This is a genomic window from Azospirillum baldaniorum (assembly GCF_003119195.2).
Taxonomy (GTDB): Bacteria; Pseudomonadota; Alphaproteobacteria; order Azospirillales; family Azospirillaceae; genus Azospirillum; species Azospirillum baldaniorum.
This window is the reverse complement of record NZ_CP022254.1, coordinates 280,782-297,503: the sequence shown is the minus strand read 5'-3', so window position 1 is coordinate 297,503 and position 16,722 is coordinate 280,782. Positions and strand designations below refer to the sequence as shown.

16 protein-coding genes are annotated in these 16,722 nt (G+C 67.7%); 6 read left to right on the top strand and 10 right to left on the bottom strand.

All coding sequences use genetic code 11. The features are described from left to right. The first annotated feature begins 24 nt into the window (after window positions 1-24). Entirely contained in the window at window positions 25-1,209 is a 1,185-nt protein-coding gene (locus tag Sp245p_RS15710) for a bifunctional 2-C-methyl-D-erythritol 4-phosphate cytidylyltransferase/2-C-methyl-D-erythritol 2,4-cyclodiphosphate synthase (RefSeq protein ID WP_014197042.1), read from the top strand. 69 nt (window positions 1,210-1,278) lie between these two features. Then, on the top strand, window positions 1,279-1,782 hold the full coding sequence (locus tag Sp245p_RS15705) for a CinA family protein (RefSeq protein ID WP_014197041.1): 504 nt from the start codon (window positions 1,279-1,281) through the stop codon (window positions 1,780-1,782). Window positions 1,783-1,807: 25 nt separating this feature from the next. On the opposite strand, the gene Sp245p_RS15700 is transcribed toward Sp245p_RS15705, so the two are convergent. The 8 genes from Sp245p_RS15700 to Sp245p_RS15665 all read right to left on the bottom strand — a co-directional run bounded on the left by Sp245p_RS15700 (window position 1,808) and on the right by Sp245p_RS15665 (window position 9,980). After that, the gene (locus Sp245p_RS15700) at window positions 1,808-2,275 is read right to left on the bottom strand and encodes a type II toxin-antitoxin system RatA family toxin (RefSeq protein ID WP_014197040.1); all 468 of its coding nucleotides are present in this window, start codon (window positions 2,273-2,275) and stop codon (window positions 1,808-1,810) included. Window positions 2,276-2,319: 44 nt separating this feature from the next. Then, entirely contained in the window at window positions 2,320-3,276 is a 957-nt protein-coding gene (lipA, locus tag Sp245p_RS15695) for a lipoyl synthase (protein ID WP_014197039.1), read from the bottom strand. Window positions 3,277-3,546: 270 nt separating this feature from the next. After that, window positions 3,547-4,944, bottom strand: a complete 1,398-nt coding sequence (gene lpdA / locus Sp245p_RS15690) for a dihydrolipoyl dehydrogenase (protein WP_014197038.1) — start codon at window positions 4,942-4,944, stop codon at window positions 3,547-3,549. A gap of 12 nt (window positions 4,945-4,956) precedes the next feature. Further along, window positions 4,957-6,309 (bottom strand): pyruvate dehydrogenase complex dihydrolipoamide acetyltransferase, encoded by a 1,353-nt coding sequence (locus Sp245p_RS15685; protein WP_109138670.1) that lies wholly within the window; start codon window positions 6,307-6,309, stop codon window positions 4,957-4,959. A 13-nt stretch (window positions 6,310-6,322) separates the two neighbouring features. Beyond that, window positions 6,323-7,720, bottom strand: coding sequence for a pyruvate dehydrogenase complex E1 component subunit beta (locus tag Sp245p_RS15680; RefSeq protein ID WP_014198782.1), 1,398 nt, complete (start codon window positions 7,718-7,720; stop codon window positions 6,323-6,325). Window positions 7,721-7,798: 78 nt separating this feature from the next. After that, entirely contained in the window at window positions 7,799-8,815 is a 1,017-nt protein-coding gene (gene pdhA, locus Sp245p_RS15675) for a pyruvate dehydrogenase (acetyl-transferring) E1 component subunit alpha (RefSeq protein ID WP_014198781.1), read from the bottom strand. A gap of 212 nt (window positions 8,816-9,027) precedes the next feature. Then, window positions 9,028-9,399, bottom strand: a complete 372-nt coding sequence (locus Sp245p_RS15670; RefSeq protein ID WP_014198780.1) for an FtsB family cell division protein — start codon at window positions 9,397-9,399, stop codon at window positions 9,028-9,030. Window positions 9,400-9,563: 164 nt separating this feature from the next. Beyond that, window positions 9,564-9,980 carry an acyl-CoA thioesterase gene (locus tag Sp245p_RS15665; protein WP_014198778.1) on the bottom strand — a complete coding sequence of 139 codons (417 nt, stop codon included), beginning with the start codon at window positions 9,978-9,980 and terminating at the stop codon, window positions 9,564-9,566. A gap of 122 nt (window positions 9,981-10,102) precedes the next feature. Here Sp245p_RS15665 and parE point away from each other — a divergent pair, with 122 nt between their 5' ends. From parE to Sp245p_RS15650, 3 genes are read left to right on the top strand one after another with little or no spacing between them, the layout of a single operon-like run. Next, window positions 10,103-12,091, top strand: coding sequence for a DNA topoisomerase IV subunit B (parE, locus tag Sp245p_RS15660; protein WP_014198777.1), 1,989 nt, complete (start codon window positions 10,103-10,105; stop codon window positions 12,089-12,091). 56 nt (window positions 12,092-12,147) lie between these two features. After that, window positions 12,148-12,912: a hypothetical protein gene (locus tag Sp245p_RS15655; protein ID WP_014198776.1), complete on the top strand. Its 765-nt coding sequence runs from the start codon at window positions 12,148-12,150 to the stop codon at window positions 12,910-12,912. 50 nt (window positions 12,913-12,962) lie between these two features. Next, window positions 12,963-13,562, top strand: a complete 600-nt coding sequence (locus Sp245p_RS15650; RefSeq protein WP_244439445.1) for a hypothetical protein — start codon at window positions 12,963-12,965, stop codon at window positions 13,560-13,562. 16 nt (window positions 13,563-13,578) lie between these two features. Here Sp245p_RS15650 and Sp245p_RS15645 read toward each other — a convergent pair whose 3' ends face one another. Both Sp245p_RS15645 and Sp245p_RS15640 read right to left on the bottom strand, forming a co-directional pair. After that, the gene (locus Sp245p_RS15645) at window positions 13,579-14,283 is read right to left on the bottom strand and encodes an alpha/beta fold hydrolase (RefSeq protein ID WP_014198774.1); all 705 of its coding nucleotides are present in this window, start codon (window positions 14,281-14,283) and stop codon (window positions 13,579-13,581) included. Window positions 14,284-14,319: 36 nt separating this feature from the next. After that, window positions 14,320-14,862: a hydrolase gene (locus tag Sp245p_RS15640; RefSeq protein WP_014198773.1), complete on the bottom strand. Its 543-nt coding sequence runs from the start codon at window positions 14,860-14,862 to the stop codon at window positions 14,320-14,322. 277 nt (window positions 14,863-15,139) lie between these two features. On the opposite strand from Sp245p_RS15640, the gene Sp245p_RS15635 reads away from it, so the two are divergent. Next, window positions 15,140-16,720, top strand: coding sequence for a DEAD/DEAH box helicase (locus Sp245p_RS15635; protein WP_014198772.1), 1,581 nt, complete (start codon window positions 15,140-15,142; stop codon window positions 16,718-16,720). The last annotated feature ends 2 nt before the right edge of the window (window positions 16,721-16,722 follow it).

Below are 16,722 nucleotides of genomic sequence, written 5' to 3'. Positions count from 1 at the left end.
GCCCAAACGGCGGGGAAACGCCCCATGTCTTCCTTGAACGCGTCTTCCATCAACGCGTCTTCCTGCATCGCTCTGATCGTCGCCGCCGGCACCGGCCAGCGGTTCGGCGGCGAGCGGCCCAAGCAGTATCTCGATCTGGCCGGTCAGCCCGTGCTGCGCCACACGGTGGAGGCCTTCCGGCGCCACCCCAAGGTGAGCGCGGTGCGCGTCGTCATCAATCCCGCCTTTCGCGATCTCTACGATGCGGCCGTCGCGGGACTGGATCTGCCCGAACCGGTGGCCGGCGGGGCGTCCCGCCAGGATTCGGTGCGCAACGGGCTGGAGGCGTTGGCCGACTCGGCGCCGGGCCTCGTGCTGATCCACGACGCGGCCCGCCCGCTGATCGACGCCGGTACCATCGATGCGGTGATTGCGGCGCTCGACACCCACCCCGCGGCGCTGGCCGCCGTTCCGGTCGCCGACACGCTGAAGCGCGGAGAAGACGGGTTGGTAGCCGGCACGGTGGACCGCAGCGGCCTGTGGCGCGCCCAGACCCCGCAGGGCTTCCGCTTCCCCGAGATTCTGGCCGCGCATCGCAATGCCGCCGGGCTGGAGCTGACCGACGACGCGGCGGTCGCCGAACGCGCCGGGCTGCCGGTCGCACTGGTGCCCGCCAGGGAGGAGAATTTCAAGGTGACGACCCCCGACGACCTGACCCGCGCCACCCGCGCGTTCGACTCCGCCCTGTCCGACATTCGCACCGGATCGGGCTTCGACGTGCACCGCTTCGCCGAGGGCGATCATGTCACGCTCTGCGGCGTGCGGGTTCCGCACACGCACCGGCTGGACGGCCATTCAGACGCCGACGTCGGGCTGCACGCGCTGACCGATGCCATCCTGGGCGCGCTGTGCGCCGGGGACATCGGCAGCCATTTCCCGCCCAGCGACCCGCAATGGCGCGGCGCCGACAGCGCGCTGTTCCTGAAACACGCGGCGGAGCTGGTGACGGCGCGCGGCGGGCGGATCGCCCATGTCGACGTGACGATCATCTGCGAGCGCCCGAAGGTCGGCCCGCACCGCGAGGCGATGACCGCGCGCGTTGCCGAAATTCTGGGCATGCCGGTGGACCGGGTCAGCGTGAAGGCGACGACGACGGAGCGGCTGGGCTTCACCGGGCGCGGCGAGGGCATCGCGGCGCAGGCGATGGCGACGGTCCGTCTGCCGGGATAGCATGAGCTTTCCGTAGCCCTCTCCCGGGACGGGAGGGGGGCTGGTTCTGGCACGACGAAAGGGACCCGCATGTTTCCCGATCACATCCGCGAACTCGCCGCCAAGCTGCTCGCGGAATACGAATTGGCCGGCTACACCCTGGCGACCGCCGAATCCTGCACGGGCGGCCTGATCGCGGGGGCGCTGACCGACATCGCGGGTTCGTCCAAGGTGGTGGACCGGGGCTTCGTCACCTACTCCAACGTCGCCAAGTCCGAGATGCTCGGCGTGCCGCCCAGCCTGATCCACGCCCACGGCGCGGTCAGCCCGGAGGTGGCGGTGGCGATGGCAGTGGGCGCCCTGGCGAAGTCGAAGGCCGACGTGACGGTGGCGGTGACCGGAGTCGCCGGCCCCGGCGGCGGGACACCGGAAAAGCCGGTCGGGCGCGTTTACATCGCCACGGCGGTCCGCCGCGGCGCCGCCAAGCACAAGGAATACACCTTTCCCGGCGACCGCGAGGCGGTGCGCCTCGCGACCGTGCAGACCGCGCTGGAGCGGCTGCGCACGGCCCGCCCGGAAACCGCGATTCGCTGACGCCCTCGCTGAGGAACGGCCGGTCTCAGGCGGTCCGCGCCGCAGCGGGCCGGGAGGCGCCGGCACCGTAGAGCTGGTTGGCGCGGGTCTCGAAGGCCTGCACCATCCGGCGCACCGCCTCGTTGAACAGCACGCCCATGATCTTCTGCAGCATCTTGGAACGGAACTCGAAGTCCACGTAGAAATCCACGCAGACGCCGCCCTCGTGCGGGGTGAAGATCCAGTGGTTGTTCAGGTACTGGAACGGCCCCTCGGTGTACTGGACGTTGATGCGGCGGTTCGCCTCATCCAGCTCCACCCGCGAGGTGAAGCGTTCGCGGACCATCTTGAAGCCGATGACGAGGTCCGCGAACATCACATCGCCTTCGCGGCGGCGGATGCGGGCGGCGAGGCACCAGGGCAGGAATTCCGGGTACTTCTCCACATCGGCGACCAGCCGGTACATCTGCTCCGGCGTGTAGGGAAGAACCTTCTTTTCCGCGTGCGTCGGCATACCCGCTCCGTTTCTCTTTCGGCCGCCTCTCAGCCCGCCGCCTTTCAGCCCGCCATTGCCGCGAGTTTGCGGAGGCGAGCCTCCCGCAGCTTCGCGAAGTCCGCCCCCGCGTGATAGCTGGAGCGGGTCAGCGGCGTCGAGGCCACCATCAGGAAACCCTTGCCGCGGCCAAGTGTTGCGTAGCTCTGGAATTCTTCCGGAGTCACGAACCGGTCCACCGCCGCGTGCTTGGGCGTCGGCTGGAGGTACTGGCCGATCGTCATGAAGTCAACATCGGCGGCGCGCAGGTCGTCCATCACCTGCCCGACCTCCTCCTTCGTCTCTCCCAGCCCGACCATGATTCCGGACTTGGTGAACATGGACGGGTCCAGCTCCTTAACCCGAGCCAGCAACTGCAACGAGGTGAAGTAACGGGCGCCCGGACGAATCGTCGGATAGAGGCGCGGCGCGGTTTCCAGATTGTGGTTGAAGACGTCCGGCTTCGCCTCGACCACCACCTCCACCGCACCCTTCTTCTTCTGGAAGTCGGGGGTGAGAATCTCGATGGTGGTGTCCGGCGACGCCGCACGGATGGCACGGATGGTGCGGGCGAAATGCTCCGCCCCGCCGTCCTCCAGGTCGTCGCGGTCCACCGAAGTGACGACGACGTGGCTCAGTTTCAGCTGGGCCACCGCCTCCCCCACATTGTCCGGCTCGTGCGGGTCGAGCTGGTCGGGACGCCCGGTGCCGACGTTGCAGAAGGCGCAGCCGCGGGTGCAGACGGACCCGAGGATCATGAAGGTCGCGTGCTTGTGCTTCCAGCACTCCCCGATGTTCGGGCAGGCGGCCTCCTCGCACACGGTGTTGAGCTTGAGCCCGCGCATCAAGTTGCGCGTCTCGTTGTATTCCTGGCTGGTCGGCGCCTTGACGCGAATCCAGCCCGGTTTGCGCTGGATCGGGTTGTCGGGCTTGTGGGCCTTTTCGGGATGGCGAAGCTTCTCGGGGTGATCGGCCACGGTCATGGTCTGAAGTGCTCCCACGGGCTGCCCGATGGCAGCGCCGATGCTGAACGGTAACGCGCCGCCGACGGCGCAAGGGACACGGCGCAAGGCCGGCGGACACGGTCCCGCCGGATAGGCCGGAATGACCGACCGGTCAAGTCTGATTATCGGCCGCGACGAAACAACACCGCCAAAATGATGACGGAGTCGGGAACGTTGCTCCCCCGCCCCGAAGGGCGAGGGAGCAAACGACCGTCGATCAGACCCAACTCAGCCGATCAGAAGGGCCACTTAGAAGTGGATGGCCCGGCCGTAGGCATCAAGAACCGACTCGTGCATCATCTCCGACAGGGTCGGATGCGGGAACACCGTCTGCATCAGCTCCTGCTCGGTGGTCTCCATGGTCTTGGCGACCGTGTAGCCCTGGATCAGCTCCGTCACCTCGGCGCCGACCATATGGGCACCCAACAGCTCGCCGGTCTTGGCGTCGAACACGGTCTTCACCATGCCGTCCGCCTCGCCCAGCGCGATGGCCTTGCCGTTGCCGATGAAGGGGAAGCGGCCGACGCGGACCTCGTAGCCCGCCTCCTTCGCCTTCTTCTCGGTCAGACCGACCGACGCGATCTGCGGGTGCGAGTAGGTGCAGCCCGGGATGTTGCGGACGTCCAGCGCGTGCGGGTGCTTGCCGGCGATGTGCTCGACGGCGATGACGCCCTCGTGGCTGGCCTTGTGGGCAAGCCAGGGAGCCCCCGTCACGTCACCGATGGCGTAGACGCCCGGCTCGTCGGTCTGGCAGTTGGCGTTGGTCTTGATGTGACCACGGTCGGTCTGGACCTTGGTGTTCTCCAGGCCCAGATTTTCCGTGTTCGGCGCGATGCCGACGGCGAGGATCACGCGGTCGACCGTGATGTCCTCGGTCTTGCCGTTGGCTTCCACCGCCACCGTCACGCTGTCGGCCCCCTTGCGCAGGTTGCCGGCCTTGCCGTTGGTGATGATGCGCATGCCCTGCTTTTCGAACTGCTTGCGGGCGAAGGCCGAGATTTCCTCGTCCTCGACCGGCAGGATGCGGTCCATCACCTCGACCACCGTCACCTTGGCGCCCAGCTCGTTGTAGAAGCTGGCGAACTCGATGCCGATGGCGCCGGAGCCGATGACCAGCAGCGACTTCGGCGTCGTGTTTGGAGTCATCGCCTTGCGGTAGGTCCAGACGAGGTTGCCGTCGTCCTCCAGACCCGGCAGGGTGCGGGCGCGGGCGCCCGTGGCGATGATGATGTTCTTCGCCCCGAAGGTGCCGACCGCCGCACCGCCCTTGGTCACGGCCACCTGCCCCTTGCCGAGCAGCTTGGCCTCGCCCTCGATGACGGCGACCTTGTTCTTCTTCAGCAGGTGCTTGACGCCGCCGTTGAGCTGCCCCGCCACCTTGCGGGACCGCTGAACGACCTTGTCCAGGTCGAAGGACGGGTTCTGGATGACCAGCCCGTACTCCGAGGCGTGCTTGGCGTTGCGCAGCACTTCGGCGGAGCGCAGGAGCGCCTTGGTCGGGATGCAGCCCCAGTTGAGGCAGATGCCGCCGAGGTTCTCACGCTCCACCACCGCGGTGCTGAGGCCGAGCTGGGCGGCACGGATCGCCGCCACATAGCCGCCCGGACCGCCGCCGATGACGATGAGATCGTAGTTCATGTCAGCCATGGTCCGCGCCCCTTACAGCAGCATGCTCAGCGGGTCCTCGATCAGCTTCTTGAAAGCCGCGAGGAATTCCGCACCCTGCGCGCCGTCGGCGACGCGGTGGTCCACGGTGACCGAAACGGTCATCACGGTGGCGATGGCGAGCGCGCCGTTCTTCACGACCGGACGCTGCTCGCCGGCGCCGACCGCCATGATGCAGGCCTGCGGCGGGTTGATGATCGCCGCGAACTCCCGGATGCCGTACATGCCGAGGTTGGAGATCGAGAAGGTGCCGCCCTGGTACTCCTCCGGCTTCAGCTTGCCGTCGCGGGCGCGCTCCGCCAGACCCTTCATCTCGTTGGAGATCTCGGCCAGCCCCTTGGTCTCCGCCTTCTTGACGATGGGCGTGATCAGGCCGGTCGGGGTGGCCACGGCGACCGAGATGTCGACGTGGTCATAACGGAGGACGGCCTCTTCCGACCAGGCGGCGTTGATGTTCGGGAACTTCTTCAGCGTCAGCGCGGCGGCGCGGATGACGAAGTCGTTGACCGACAGCTTGTAGTCCTTGGAGCGGGCGTTCAGGTCCGAGCGGACCTTCAGCAGCGCGTCCAGCTCGCAGTCGATGGCCAGGAAGTAATCCGGCACCGTCTGCTGCACCTCGGTCAGACGACGGGAGATCGTCTTGCGCATGGAGCTGTTCGGCTGCGCCTTGTAGCGCATGCCCAGCTTGTCCGACAGGTCCTTGGCGTCGATGCCCGCGGCCTTCGGCGCCGGAGCGGCGGCGGCCGGAGCAGCCGCCGGGGCCGCGGCGGGAGCCTGGGCGGCGGCCTGCGGAGCGGCGGCCCTGGCGGTGCCGCCGGCCTTCGCGGCCTCGATGTCGGCCTTGACGATGCGGCCGTTCGGGCCGGTGCCCGTGACGGCCTTCAGGTCGAGACCGGCCTGCTCGGCCAGACGGCGGGCCAGCGGGCTGGCGAAGACGCGGCCACCGCCCTGGGCGGCGGGAGCCGGAGCGGCCGCAGCCTGCGGAGCCGGTGCAGCGGCCGGAGCCGGAGCGGACGCCGCCTGGGTCTGGGCCGGGGCCGGAGCCGCGGCGGGCGCCGCCGCCGGGGCGGAAGCGGCCGCCTTGGCGAGCACGCTGTCGTCCTCGCCCTCTTCCAGCAGCACGGCGATCGGGGTGTTCACCGCGACGCCCTGCGTGCCGGCCTGCACGAGGATCTTGCCGAGACGGCCTTCGTCGGCCGCCTCGACTTCCATGGTGGCCTTGTCGGTTTCGATCTCGGCGATCACGTCGCCGGACTTCACCGCGTCGCCTTCCTTCTTCAGCCACTTGGCGAGGTTGCCCTCGGTCATGGTCGGAGAGAGGGCGGGCATGAGAATCTGAATGGTCATTCGCTCGCCCTCCTTACTTGCGGTAGCAGGCCTTCTTCGCCGCTTCCGCGATGCGGTCGGGCGAAGGAAGGACGAGCTTTTCCAGGTTCGCCGCGTAGGGCATCGGCACGTCGAGGCCGGTCACGCGGATCACCGGGGCGTCCAGATAGTCGAAGGCCTGCTCCATCATCAGGGCCGACAGCTCGGCACCGATGCCGCAGGTCGGCCAGGCCTCCTCGACGGTGACGAGGCGGTTGGTCTTCTTGACGGAGTTGACGATCGTCTCGGTGTCGAGCGGACGGATCGTGCGCAGGTCGATGACCTCGGCGCTGATCCCGTCCTTCTCCAGCAGATCGGCGGCGGCGAGCGCGTAGCTGACCATCAGCGAGTGGGCGGTGATCGTCACGTCCGTGCCGGCGCGGCGGATCTTGGCGCGGCCGATCGGAACGATGAAGTCCTCGCTCTCCGGCACCTCGAAGGACTGGCCGTAGAGGATCTCGTTCTCGAGGAAGATGACCGGGTTCGGATCGCGGATCGCCGACTTCATCAGGCCCTTGAAGTCCGACGCGCTGTAGGGGGCGACGACCTTCAGACCCGGAATGCTGGCGTACCAGGGGGTGAAGTCCTGGCTGTGCTGCGCGGCGACGCGGGCGGCGGCGCCGTTCGGGCCGCGGAACACGATCGGACAACCCATCTGGCCGCCGGACATGTACAGCGTCTTGGCGGCCGAGTTCACGATATGGTCGATCGCCTGCAACGCGAAGTTGAAGGTCATGAACTCGACGATCGGGCGCAGGCCGCGGAAGGCCGCGCCGACGCCCAGGCCGGCGAAGCCGATCTCGGTGATCGGCGTGTCGATGACGCGGTCGGCGCCGAACTCCTGGAGCAGGCCCTGCGACACCTTGTAGGCGCCCTGGTACTGCGCGACTTCCTCGCCCATCAGGAAGACGGTCGGGTCGCGGCGCATCTCTTCGGCCATGGCGTCGCGCAGCGCTTCGCGGACGGTCTTCTTCACCGTCTTGTCGAAGAACTTGTCCTCGTCCGACGCGGGCGGCGCGGCGGCCGGGCCGCTGGCCGGACCGACCGGCAGGGTGGCCGGGGCGTGCGCGCCCGTGTCCTTCACCACCGGTTCGGCGGCGACCTTCGGAGCCGGCGTCGGAGAGCCAGACACGGCGTCGGTGACGCTCTCGCCCTCGCCGAGGATCACGGCGATGGGGGTGTTCACGGCGACGTTCTCGGTGCCCTCGGCGACCAGGATCTTGCCGATGCGGCCTTCGTCGACCGCCTCGACCTCCATGGTCGCCTTATCGGTCTCGATCTCGGCGAGCACGTCGCCGGACTTGACCTCGTCACCTTCTTTTTTGACCCATTTCGCCAGCTTGCCCTCGGTCATGGTGGGCGACAGCGCCGGCATCAGCACTTCGATCGGCATTCCTCAACCTCCGGCGGCGCGGGTTCACCGGGAGGCGAAGCCTCCGGCCCTCGGCGCCGCTCCTGCTTATCGTTGTCGTCAGGCTTCGACCAGGACGTCCGTCCACAGCTCCGCCGGATCGGGCTCGGGGCTCTGCTGCGCGAACTCGGCAGCTTCGGTCACCACGGCCTTGACCTCGCGGTCGATCTCTTTGAGCTGGTCCTCGGTCACGTAAGCGCCTTCCAGCAGGACGCGCTTCAGGTTGTCGATCGGATCGGACTCGCTCCGCATCTTCTCGACCTCCTCCTTGGTCCGGTACTTGGCCGGGTCGGACATCGAGTGGCCGCGGTAGCGGTAGGTCTTCATCTCGAGGATGACCGGGCCGTTGCCGGCGCGGATGTACTCCACCCACTTGTCGGCGGCCTCGCGGACCTCGAGGACGTCCATGCCGTTGACCTGATGGCCGGGAATGCCGTAGGCCGCGCCGCGCTGGTGCAGTTCGCCCGCCGAGGCGCGCTCCTGCGAGGTGCCCATGGCGTACTTGTTGTTCTCGATCACATAGAGCACCGGCAGCTTCCACAGCGCCGCCATGTTGAAGCTCTCGTAAACCTGACCCTGGTTGATGGCGCCGTCGCCGCAATAGACCGCGGACAGGCCATCATCCTTGTTGTACTTGTGCGAGAAGGCGAGACCGGTGCCCAGCGGAACCTGCGCGCCGACGATGCCGTGGCCGCCGTAGAAGTTCTTCTCGCGGCTGAACATGTGCATCGAGCCGCCCTTGCCCTTGGAGTAGCCTCCACGGCGACCGGTCAGCTCGGCCATCACGCCCTTGGGGTCCATGCCGCAGGCCAGCATGTGGCCATGGTCACGGTAGCTGGTGATGACGTCGTCGTTGTCCTTCAGCGCGGCCTGGATGCCGACCACAACGGCTTCCTGGCCGATGTAGAGGTGGCAGAAACCGCCGATGAGGCCCATGCCGTAGAGCTGGCCCGCCTTCTCCTCGAAGCGGCGGATCAGAAGCATCTCGCGATAGTACTTGATCAGGTCCTCGGTCGAAGCGGCCTGCTTCGAAGCGGAGTCAGTCTGCGCCTTCGGACGGCGTCGTGACGCGGCCATGTTTCCTCCCCAGGGTTTATGCAGCGACGGCAAGCGAACAGCCAGGGCTGCAGCACGTTGCGAGGGTACATCCCACTTATGAGGGTGCATCCCCCTCGCACCGGAAGCGGATGCGGGGCGCACAGTACACGACAAGCGCGAGCGACGCAAATATCTGTTTTTAAACGCGAAATTCGGCGTTAACCGGCTTTCGGTTAATTCACTGATATGACCTACTTCTCAGCGCTAGCATCACCTTCGACCTGCGCCGGAGGGAGTGCGATTATGACGTCGCGGGGGCCTGAAAGGTTCAACATCGTGCGCGCACGCTCGTCCAGCATGTCGCGGTCCAGGTGGTCGCTGCGCATCAGTTGCGCGCGGCGGTCCATTCGCTCGCGCTCGGCCTTCACCTGATCCAGAACGGATTCCGCCGTGGCGATCTCCGCCTTCAGGTGGTTCATGGCGAGCAGCCCGCGGTCCCCCTGGACGGCGTAATAGACGAAGTAGGCGACGACGCAGGAGCCGATGGCCGGCCCGATGGCCTGGCGAAGGGCGCTTTTCGCGGCGCGTTTCAGCGAGTCGGTGAGGTTCTGGAGCATGGTCATGGCGGTATGATGGAATCATACGCGATTCCTTCGGTCAAACGGAAAAGAAGCAATCCGAAAGAATTCACCGCGCCATGCTCTTTGCGCCGCCGAGTAATAGGCGGCTTACACCCCCAAAGGAGAGGGGCACAGTGCGCAACCTTCGAAAGAAGGCGGGTGGCGCTTCACTCCGGCGGGACCTCGCGCGGGCGGCGATCCTCGCCGATGGCGACGTAGGTGAACACCCCTTCCGTCACCTTGATCGCCTCCCCCGCGCTGCGCTGGCGCCGCACCCAGGTCTCGACCCGCACGCGGATGGAGGTTCGGCCCACCTTGGTGACATGGGCGAAGCAGCTCACCTCGTCGCCGACATAGACCGGCTTGTGGAAGGTCATCGCCTCGATCCCCACCGTTGCCACGCGCCCGCCCGCCCGGCGCAGCGCGGCAACGCCACCGGCCAGATCCATCTGCGACAGCAGCCAGCCGCCGAAGATGTCGCCGTTGGGGTTGGTGTCCGCCGGCATGGCGATGGTGCGCAGCGCCGGGCCGCCCTCCATGTCGGGTTGGGCCTGGTTCTGATCGGTGGGAGTGCCGTCGCTCATCGTGCCTCCGCCCTCGTTCATTCTGGGGTCGAAAAAGCGCATCACAAAATATGGTGCGGGGAGTATATAGGAGCCACCGCATGCGCTTGCGCAGCCCTGACGAAATTCCTATAACTGGGGCCATGAGCGATCTTTTCGAGAACACGGCGCGCAAGGCCGAGACCTATTCCGCCCAGGATATCGAGGTTCTGGAGGGGCTTGAGCCCGTCCGCCGGCGCCCCGGCATGTACATCGGCGGCACCGACGACCGGGCGCTGCACCATCTGGTGGCCGAGGTTCTGGACAACGCCATGGACGAGGCGGTGGCCGGCCACGCCAGCCGCATCGATCTGGAGCTGACCGTCGACGGCACGGTGGTGGTGCGCGACAACGGGCGCGGCATCCCGATCGACGACCACCCCAAGTACCCGGGCAAGTCGGCGCTGGAGGTCATCCTCACCACCCTGCATTCGGGCGGCAAATTCTCCAACAAGGTCTACCAGACCTCCGGCGGCCTGCACGGCGTCGGCCTGTCGGTGGTCAACGCCCTGTCCGACCGGTTGACCGTGGAGGTGGCGCGCGACCGCCAGCTCTACGTGCAGCACTACAGCCGCGGCCTGCCCCAGGGACCGCTGACCCGCCAGGGCGCGGCCAATCGCCGCGGCACGACCATCCGCTTCCACGCCGACCCCGAAATCTTCGGCGAGGCCGCCCATTTCGAGCCGCACCGGCTGTACCGGCTGGCGCGCTCCAAGGCCTACCTGTACCGGGGCGTCGAGATCCGCTGGAGCTGTGACCCGTCACTGCTGTCGCCCGACAGCACCACTCCGGCGCAGGAGACGCTGCATTTCCCCGGCGGCCTGCTCGACTACCTGAACGCCGCCCTGAAGGAACGCCGGACGCTGACCCGCCTGCCCTTCTCGGGCGCGCTGGACTTCCCGAACCAGCAGGGGCGCGTGGAATGGGCCATCGCCTGGCCGGAGGATGACGAGGGCTTCTCGCACACCTACTGCAACACGGTGCCCACCCCGCAGGGCGGCACGCACGAGGCCGGCCTGCGCGCCGCGCTGACCCGCGGCCTGAAGGGCTACGGCGAGCTGACCAACAACAAGCGCGCCGCCCAGGTCACCGCGGACGACGTGATGGGCGACGCCTGCATCCTGCTGTCGGTCTTCATCCGCGAGCCGCATTTCCAGGGCCAGACCAAGGAGAAGCTGGTCACCGCCGAAGCCCACCGGCTGGTCGAGGCGGCGATCAAGGATCACTTCGACCACTGGCTATCGGGCGACCCGTCCTCCTCCAAGGCCCTTCTGGAACGGCTCATCGAGAAGGCGGAGGAGCGCGCCAAGCGCAAGCAGTCCAAGGAGTTGGGACGGAAGTCCGCAACCCGCCGTCTGCGGCTGCCCGGCAAGCTGGCCGACTGCTCCCGCAACTCGCCGGAGGGCACCGAGATCTTCCTGGTCGAGGGCGATTCGGCGGGCGGCTCCGCCAAGCAGGCGCGCAACCGCGAGACCCAGGCCATCCTGCCGCTGCGCGGCAAAATCCTGAACGTCGCCTCGGCCTCCTCCGACAAGATGAAGGCCAACCAGGAGCTGAACGACCTCACCCAGGCGCTGGGCTGCGGGGTCGGGAAGGATTTCTCCAGCGACAAGCTGCGCTACGAGCGGGTCATCATCATGACCGACGCCGACGTGGACGGCGCGCACATCGCCTCGCTGCTGATGACCTTCTTCTACCGGGAGATGGGCGGGCTGATCCAGAACGGGCACCTGTATCTGGCCCTGCCGCCGCTCTACCGCATCAGCCACGGCGCCAAGTCGGTCTACGCCCGCGACGACGCCCATAAGGACCAACTCCTCAACAAGACCTTCAAGGGCAAGAAGGTGGAAATCAGCCGGTTCAAGGGCTTGGGCGAGATGATGCCGGCCCAGCTCCGCGAGACGACCATGGACCCGGCCAAGCGCACCCTGCTGCGCGTCGTCGTGCCGAACAGCGCCGACCCCGAACAGGCGGAGGACGTGAAGGCCACCAAGACCCGCGTCGAGGAGCTGATGGGCCGACGTCCGGAGCTGCGCTTCCAGTTCATCCAGGAGAATGCGAAGTTCGTAAGGGTTGACGACATCGACGTGTAGGTCGCGGCGCTGTACGCTCGTTGGCGTGCATGTCAACGCCACGGGACCCCGGCCGCATGACCTCGACGCTCACTCTGTTCCAGACGGACCTGTTCCGCCCGACCTACCGCCCGTGGAAGGGGGAACGTTGGGAGCTTCTGCTCGCCCCGATGCTGATCTGCAAGGGCTATTGGAGCGAGGCGATGCTGGTCACCGACATGGCCGGGCTGATCCGCCATGACGGTCCAGCGTCGCGCACCTGGATGTCGATGACCCCGATGGAGATCGAAAGCCAGGAAATCGGCTGCCGATTCGCAACGGGGCACACGGTGGTCATGGGGCTCGGCATGGGTTGGGCCGCCGCCAACGCCGCCCTGCAGCCCGAGGTCACGCGGGTCACCGTCGTGGAACTCGACCCCGAGGTGATCGCGGTGAACGCCACCATGGACGTGTTCGGCCAGCTTCCGCCCGCGGCGGCCGCCAAGGTGACATTGGTCCAGGGGGACGCTCTCGCCTACACGCTCGACGAGCCGGCGGATACCCTCATGGCTGACATCTGGCAGCCGCTCTACGGCGACAACCGGTTGGAGCAGGTCCGCCGCATGCGGGACAACACCGGAGCCACGCGGGTCTATTACTGGGGCCAGGAAATGGACATCGCCCACAGCGCTCGGCAACTGGGGCTGCCTTTGGACGGTGCCTCGGTCGCCAGCATCGTCGGGGACATGCGGCTGCCGCTGATCGGCCCCGCGGAGGTCGCCAACTATCCGGAGCTGATCGAGCGCGCCGCCCGGAACTGGCTGCGCACGGAACGGACGCCCCCGGACTACGCGGCCGGCTGAATGGTGGCTCTTCCGGATGCTTGGGCTTGCCGGTCCGGAAGCGGCATCCCATGATTGTTCACCCCCTGTCCACCCAGCAGCCCAGGCGAGCCATGACCCTCCTGTTCCGTGCCAGCCTTCTCGCCCTCTGTGCGATGGCGGCGGCCTGTACCAACGAACGCGTGGTGGCCGACCTGCCTGTCCCCGCCTACACGCTGAGCGAGGTGTCCTACGCCGCCTCCAACCGCGATCTGCGCGTCGTGATCCACGGCAATCCCTTCGGCATGGACCCGCAGACCTTCGGGCCGCTGGTGACCGCCAACATGCAGAACCGCATCTCCGGCGTGCGCACCAACTTCACCACAACGCCCAATCAGACGGCGCGGCCGGACTACCGGGTCGTGCTGGCCTTCAACCCCGCCGAGACCACACTGAACTCGTACCTGTGCAGCGGCCAGCCCCTGCGCACCAGCCCGCCCGGCGGTCCCATCGTGGTCCAGGGCGCCTTCTGCCGGGGCGGCGGAACGCTGTCTTCGGCCACCGGCTGGCTCGACCGTCCGCAGGGACCGAACGACCCGGACTTCCGGTCGCTCATCAGCGACATGACCTTCGCCCTTTTTCCCGCCCGCCGCGCCGACCTGGACGGCTGCACAGGGGGTCCTGACTGCTGAGGCGGGGGACGGGCGCTCAGGCGTAGAGAAGCCACTGCCGCAGCAGGGCCGTGACCGCCTGCGGCTGTTCCATGGCCGACAGGTGGCCGCAATCCTCGATCAGGGCGAGGCGGGCGCCGGGGATACCCTCGGCCATCTCCTCGTGCAGCGCCGGGGGCGTGATGGCGTCCTGCCGCCCGCACAGAACCAGCGTCGGGCAGGTGATGGCCCCCAGGCCGGGCCGGCTGTCCGGGCGGTTCATGATCGCGGTCTGCTGGCGGATGTAGCCGTCCGCCCCGACCCGCTGGGCCTGGGCCTGGACCGAGTCGACCAGGGCGGAGTCCGCGCTGCGGTCCGGATGAACCAGGCGCGGCATGCCGGCGGCCACCACCTGCCGCAGCCGCCCCTGCCCCACCAGACGAACGGCGTCCTGGCGGGTGGCCGTCTGTTCCGGCGTGTCCGGGCGGGCGCTGGTGTCGAGCAGGGCGAGTTTCGCCACACGCTCCGGCGCCTGCCGCAGAATCTCGAAGGCGACGTAACCGCCCATCGACAGGCCGGCGAGCGCGAATCGCGCCGGCGCCCGCGCCAGCACCGCGGCGGCGAGGGCGGCCATGGAGTCCTGACCGGTCAGGTCGCCGACGGTCGGTTCCGCCACATCGGCGAGATGGCCGGTCTGGTGCTCCCACAGCGCGGCATCCAGCGGCATGCCGGGCAACAGAACCAGGGGAATCCGGTCGCTCATCCCTCTTCCTTTCTCGCTCTAACTGTCTTCAACTGATTAGCGAATCAGATCCAGCACCGCCTTGAAGGCGGGAATGTCCGACCGCTCCATCCATTCGAACAGAACCATCTCCGTGCTGACGATGGTCGCCCCGGCGGCGCGCATGCGGGCGATGCCAAGCTCCGCGTTGGCGGGCGTGCGCGACGACACGGCGTCGGCCACCAGCACCACCTCGAACCCCAGCCCGATCAGCGACAGCGCCGTCTGCATGACACAGACATGGGCCTCCGACCCGGCCAGCACGATCTGTTTCCGGCCGATCCGCTCCAGCCGCTCCAGAAAGGCCGGCTCCCGCGCGGCGGAGAAGGCGATCTTCTCCACCACACCGTCCGGCGGCAGCAGGGCACGCAGGGAGGCGGCGGTCGGACCGAGGCCCCTGGGGTACTGCTCGGTGGCGAAGGCCGGCACGCCGAGCAGCGCCGCGCCCTTCAGCAACGTGGCGGCGTTGCGCTCGACCCGCTCGGACTCGGCGATGGCAGGCATCAGTTTTTCCTGGATATCGACCACCACCAGGACGGAACGTTGGGAGGAAAGTAGCATCGGAAGGCTGCCTTTTTTCTTCGTCCGGTCCGGGCGGAAGAATCGGCCGAAACCTGCTCTTCGAACACTCCAGACCCCGGATTTCCGCGGTTTCCGCGGCCTTTTCACAGCCTAGCCGAGCGAACGCGGGACGCCAAGCGGCCCTTCCGGACCCGCGCGATGCGCGATTTCATCACAAGGTCTATTGACAGCGCCCTTTGACTTCATATTCTGCCGCACCATCTACTCGTCGGGCCGTATCGGCACGATTTTCGCACTCCAGACAGAAACAGGTTGGATGCTCTTTTCGGAACTTGGGCTTGGACCTGACGTCCTGCGGGCAATCGAGGACAAGGGTTACACCCAGCCGACGCCAATTCAGGAACAGGCCATTCCCTGGGTCCTGCAAGGCCGCGACGTGCTCGGCTGCGCGCAAACCGGCACCGGGAAGACGGCCAGCTTCACCTTGCCGATGATCAGCATCCTGGCGTCGGGCCGGGCGCGGGCGCGCATGCCGCGGTCGCTCATCCTCGAGCCGACCCGGGAGCTGGCGGCGCAGGTCGCCGAAAGCTTCGAGACCTACGGCAAGCACCACAAGCTCAGCATGGCGCTCCTGATCGGCGGCGAGACCTTCACCGAGCAGGTGAAGCGGCTGGACCGCGGGGTGGACGTGCTGATCGCGACGCCGGGCCGTCTGATCGACCTGTTCGAGCGCGGCAACATCATGCTCAACGACATCAAGGTCTTCGTCATCGACGAAGCGGACCGGATGCTCGACATGGGCTTCATCCCGGACATCGAGCGGATCGTCAGCAAGCTGCCCAAGCTGCGCCAGACGCTGTTCTTCTCCGCCACCATGCCGCCGGAGATCCGCCGTCTCGCCGACGCCTTCCTGTCGAACCCGAAGGAAGTGACCGTCGCCCCGCCGGCCTCGCCGTCGGAGACGGTGACCCAGGCCATGGTCCTGGTGCACGAGGAGGACAAGCGCAAGGCGCTGCGCCACCTGCTGCGGACCGAGGACGTCAAGAACGCCTTCATCTTCTGCAACCGCAAGCGCGACGTCGCCATCCTGCAGAAGTCGCTGGAAAGCCATGGCTTCAACGCCGGCGCGCTGCATGGCGACATGGTGCAGTCGAAGCGGATGGAGACGCTGGAGGCCTTCAAGAAGGGCGAGATCACGCTGCTCGTCTGTTCCGACGTGGCGGCGCGCGGCCTGGACGTGCAGGGGCTCAGCCACGTCTTCAACTTCGACGTGCCGATCAGCGCGGAAGACTATGTCCACCGCATCGGACGCACCGGCCGGGCGGGCCGCTCGGGCCGCGCCTTCACGCTGGCCAGCCCGCTGGACGGCAAGCAGGTTTCGGCCATCGGCCGTCTCATCAAGCGGGAGATTCCGTTGATCGCCATTGACGGCCTCGAGTCGGCCGAGTTCCTCAGCGAGGACGAGGCGCGCCGTGGCCGCAGCCGGGGCCGGGGCAAGGACAAGGAGCGCGGCGACCGCGCGCCGCGTGCCGAGCGCGCCGAACGCCCCGACCGCGAGGAACGGGCGCCCCGTGAGGAGCGTCAGGCCCGCGACGATCGTCAACCGCGTGAGGACCGTCAACCGCGCGAGGAGCGGCCGAGCCGCGACGATCGCCCGGTGCGCGAGGATCGCCAACCCCGTGAGGATCGCCAGCCGCGCGAATCGCTGGCCGCCGCCGAGAGCCGCCGTCAGGAGCCGCGCCGCGATCGTGACCGCGACCGCCGCCGCCGCCGCGACGAGGATGAGGACGACACACCGGTGATCGGCTTCGGCGACCACATGCCGGCCTTCATGCTGCGCTCCGCGCGGCGCCCGGCCCCGGTCGAATCCACCGAGCAATCCTCGCAGGAGGGCTGAGC

Coding starts and splice junctions, on each gene's coding strand:
- Sp245p_RS15710 (WP_014197042.1), top strand. CDS start 25: ATGTCTTCCTTGAACGCGTCTTCCATCAACGCGTCTTCCTGCATCGCT.
- Sp245p_RS15705 (WP_014197041.1), top strand. CDS start 1,279: ATGTTTCCCGATCACATCCGCGAACTCGCCGCCAAGCTGCTCGCGGAA.
- Sp245p_RS15700 (WP_014197040.1), bottom strand. CDS start 2,275: ATGCCGACGCACGCGGAAAAGAAGGTTCTTCCCTACACGCCGGAGCAG.
- lipA (WP_014197039.1), bottom strand. CDS start 3,276: ATGACCGTGGCCGATCACCCCGAGAAGCTTCGCCATCCCGAAAAGGCC.
- lpdA (WP_014197038.1), bottom strand. CDS start 4,944: ATGGCTGACATGAACTACGATCTCATCGTCATCGGCGGCGGTCCGGGC.
- Sp245p_RS15685 (WP_109138670.1), bottom strand. CDS start 6,309: ATGACCATTCAGATTCTCATGCCCGCCCTCTCTCCGACCATGACCGAG.
- Sp245p_RS15680 (WP_014198782.1), bottom strand. CDS start 7,720: ATGCCGATCGAAGTGCTGATGCCGGCGCTGTCGCCCACCATGACCGAG.
- pdhA (WP_014198781.1), bottom strand. CDS start 8,815: ATGGCCGCGTCACGACGCCGTCCGAAGGCGCAGACTGACTCCGCTTCG.
- Sp245p_RS15670 (WP_014198780.1), bottom strand. CDS start 9,399: ATGACCATGCTCCAGAACCTCACCGACTCGCTGAAACGCGCCGCGAAA.
- Sp245p_RS15665 (WP_014198778.1), bottom strand. CDS start 9,980: ATGAGCGACGGCACTCCCACCGATCAGAACCAGGCCCAACCCGACATG.
- parE (WP_014198777.1), top strand. CDS start 10,103: ATGAGCGATCTTTTCGAGAACACGGCGCGCAAGGCCGAGACCTATTCC.
- Sp245p_RS15655 (WP_014198776.1), top strand. CDS start 12,148: ATGACCTCGACGCTCACTCTGTTCCAGACGGACCTGTTCCGCCCGACC.
- Sp245p_RS15650 (WP_244439445.1), top strand. CDS start 12,963: ATGATTGTTCACCCCCTGTCCACCCAGCAGCCCAGGCGAGCCATGACC.
- Sp245p_RS15645 (WP_014198774.1), bottom strand. CDS start 14,283: ATGAGCGACCGGATTCCCCTGGTTCTGTTGCCCGGCATGCCGCTGGAT.
- Sp245p_RS15640 (WP_014198773.1), bottom strand. CDS start 14,862: ATGCTACTTTCCTCCCAACGTTCCGTCCTGGTGGTGGTCGATATCCAG.
- Sp245p_RS15635 (WP_014198772.1), top strand. CDS start 15,140: ATGCTCTTTTCGGAACTTGGGCTTGGACCTGACGTCCTGCGGGCAATC.